The 3,257-nt window shown below is 66.7% G+C and carries 1 protein-coding gene; it reads right to left on the bottom strand.

The genetic code is table 11. From position 1 onward, the window contains the following. Window positions 1-121 precede the first annotated feature (121 nt). Complete coding sequence (locus tag ACIQ5Y_RS39815; RefSeq protein ID WP_403892474.1) at window positions 122-2,611, bottom strand: hypothetical protein; 2,490 nt, start codon at window positions 2,609-2,611, stop codon at window positions 122-124. Window positions 2,612-3,257 lie beyond the last annotated feature (646 nt).

The following is a 3,257-nucleotide window of genomic DNA, read 5'->3' as shown; positions in this document are numbered from 1 at the left end:
GGGGGGGGGGGGGGGGGGGGGGGGGGGGGGGGGGGGGGGGGGGGGGGGGGGGGTGTGTGGTGGGGGGGGGGGGGGGGGGGGGGGGGGGGCCCCCCCCCCCCCCACACCGCATCGCCTGCCGTCAGTCGCCGATCACGATGATGAACGGGTCGTGGTTGAGTATTCGGTCGTTGTTGTACCAGGCGAGGAGACGCCCGCCGGCTTCCTGGTTCTCGGTCGGGTCGATGTGGCGGACGGTGAAGTCGTCGCGGTACGGCTCTCCCTCGTACATGTAGCGCGCGGCCCCTTGGTAGCTGGAGCGGAAGGGGTACTCGTCGCAGTCTTTCGGCGGATCCCCCTGCGCGGGCTTGTCCGGCGCGTTGTTGCACGCCTTGACGCGGACGGTTTGGTTGTCGTCGTAGCGTTGCAGCTCTGTCGCTCCGAAGGACTGCGTGAGGCGGTACAGCGGGTCGACGGCGCTGCGGCCCGGGAGCTTCTTGCCGCTTTTCGTCGGGTATGTGTTTCCCGGGTTGGCGAAGGCGTCGCCGATGTGGTCCGCGACTGCCGCCACGCCGTGCCACGGTTCGCCGGGTGCGTTGGGGTTGGAGGTGTCGCTGCGGTCGTAGCGCAGGGCGGGTGTGGCGTTGGGGAATACGGAGCCGGAGTTGGCCCGGTTGATGTAGGCGGCGCTGTCGAAGCGGACCTCCCCTTGCTCGCCCTTGGAGGGGATGAGCTGGGAGTAGCCGGGGAGGGTGAACTTGAGGACCGGGGTGAACAGGCCCGTGGCGATCTGGTCGCCGTACGCGATATCGGGCAGCTTGGGCGCGTGCGACCACAGGTCGAACTTCGTGTCGCCGTTGTACTTCCACTGGCTGGGTGAATCCTTGCGGCCCAGGTTGAGCCCTGGTGTGCAGGCGTCCTCCTTCTTGGGGTTGCCCGGGACTCCGGTGGCCCAGTCGCCCTCGCACTCCAGCCTGGCTTCCAGCTGGGCGCCGACCTGGTTGAAGTCGCCGGTGGATATGTGGACGTCGACGTTGAAGTCGAACTCGGCGAAGCGTGTGTAGCCGGTGCCGTCCAGGCTGCCCATCTTGCCGCGGCCGATGAGGGTGTTGGTCGAGATGAAGGTGCCCTTGATGTAGCAGCCCAGGGGCCAGAGGCCGCATTTGATCGCGGGCATGACCGTCATGGTCTCCTGGCAGTACGAGAACCGGTTCTTGATCCATCCGGCCTCGTTGTCGGAGTCGTCGGCGTTGTGGCACTCGTCGACGTCGGCGATGTACTCGTACGAGTCCTGGCCGTTGTTCTCGGGCTTGCGGCCGCGGTGGAACCGCTCACTGTCAGCGGTGTACGTGCGCTCCCAGGCGGCCATGGTCCTGGCGGCGCCCGCCGTCATTGCCGTGCTGGGCGCCGACTGCGCCGTGGCGGCCTGTGCGGCGGACGGACCGGTGCTCGGTGTGATACCGAGCGCTTCCAGGTTGCCGTCCCTGTTGAGGACCTCCTCGACACGGGCGGGGTCGGCGATCAGCGCGGGTTCGGTGATCGTGTAGGTGTCACCGGGCTGGAGCTTGGTGGGCACGCCACCCGGGCCGGCGGGAAAGCTGCCGAGGATCCCCTGGATGGTGTTGTCCACGAACCATACGTTGCTGAGCAGTTCGTTCCAGATGTACGCTGCGCCGGGGTTGCCGCCTGTCAGGGCGATGCCGTACAGCTGGATGTCTCCGTAGTCGGAGTAGGCGTTCGGATCGACGACGGTCCACGCGTTGGGATCCTTGCCCGGGGTGCCGCTCAGTGAACTCGACGTCCAGCTCACGTTGAAGACGTTCGAGGTCGCGACCAGACCGAGCTGGGTGTTTGCGCCGGCGTTGGCCGTCACCGCGCCGCGTACTTGGGTCGTCCCTGATTCCAGGCGGACCTTGCATGCCGTGCCCGCGCTGTCGCACGCGCTGCCCGGGAACACGTTCTGGCCGGCCCCGGTGTCGGTCCAGGTGAATCCGTTTTGTATCAGGGCCTGCTTGGACGCCGCGCCGAACGCTCCGGAGGCCGGGTCTGCGATCGCGATCCGGTGGCCACTTGCCGCGAGCCAGCCCACCACGCCCGGGATCGTCGTGGGGGCGCCGCCGGAGATCGGTGGGGCGTCACATCGAGGTGACTGAGGCCTGCCGTTGCCGCTTCCGCCGGCGTCCGCGCCGAACGCCAACGGTGGACTGCCGGCGTTGGACGGGTTGTCGCCCTTGTCCGCGCCCGCCCATCCGGCACCACAGCTGTAGATCGCCAGTTCGCCTCGTGCCAGCGGGCTCTTGCTGGTGACGTCGCCGTTGCACTCGACGCTTGCGCTCGCTGTGCAGGTCCCACCGTCCGCGGTCGGGATGAGCGCGTTGACGGTGGCCTCGTCGACGCCCAGGAGCGCGTCGATGTGCAGCGGACCGTTGACGCAGTTGTTCGAAGAGGAGGGATCGCACGTGGTGTAGGGGCCGGCGCTTTTCAGCTGCTGAAGCAGGTGTCCCGGCGAGATCCCCCGCATCGTGGACGTATCGATCGCGGACTTGTTCCAGTACCCGCCGATCTGGGCTGAGGAGTTCGCCGTGAACGGGGTGAACTGGTTCCACCACTCGATGTGGTGCTTCATCGCCATCAGTGCGGGATACATGTCGCTCGCGACGGCGACCTGTGAATACGTTCTTGGGTACTCGGCCGGTGCCGAGACAGCGACCTTCGTTTCTGTCGTTGCGGACGCTGCCGGTGCCGTGGTGGCGATCAGCGTTGTGGCGAGGGCGCCCGCCGCAGCCATGTTCCGTATTCGGCGTATCGCGCCGTGGCCGGAGTCCGGGGCGCTCCACGTGCGCCTGGACTGTCGTTGCATCTGTTGCTCCCCGTTGATCTGGTTGACGCCGGTTGCCTCACGGGCATCCCGCTGGTGGGATCAGGAAAATTTCGGAAACGCATGGGTATCTGCGAGGTTTTCGGCATGAGGATGCCGCACACGCCTAGATCGTGATCACGCGGGAAACACAGTAGTCAATGATTGACAACACTGTGCAATCTTTCATGTTCGGGACAGTGAGTCCGGGTGTGTGGTCGCCAGTCGGGGGGCCTGGTCCTGGAGGCGAGCGGAATGGATCCACTCAACGGGCCGAAGGCCCGGATGCGACACCGCGGGTGATTGTCCGGCAGTCCGCAGCTGGACTGATGATCTGCGTGTGTTTGTCAGTGGGTGTTCGGCGGTGATGTGTCAGTGCTCTGCGTTGGGGTTTTCCCTGGTCGGGGGCATGTGGCTTGTG

It is taken from the genome of Streptomyces sp. NPDC096339, assembly GCF_044762985.1.
Lineage (GTDB): Bacteria > Actinomycetota > Actinomycetes > Streptomycetales > Streptomycetaceae > Streptomyces.
This window is presented reverse-complemented; position numbering and strand designations above follow the sequence as displayed.

Excerpts from the sequence above, each read along its gene's own strand:
- ACIQ5Y_RS39815 (WP_403892474.1), bottom strand. The coding sequence starts at position 2,611 with ATGGCGATGAAGCACCACATCGAGTGGTGGAACCAGTTCACCCCGTTC.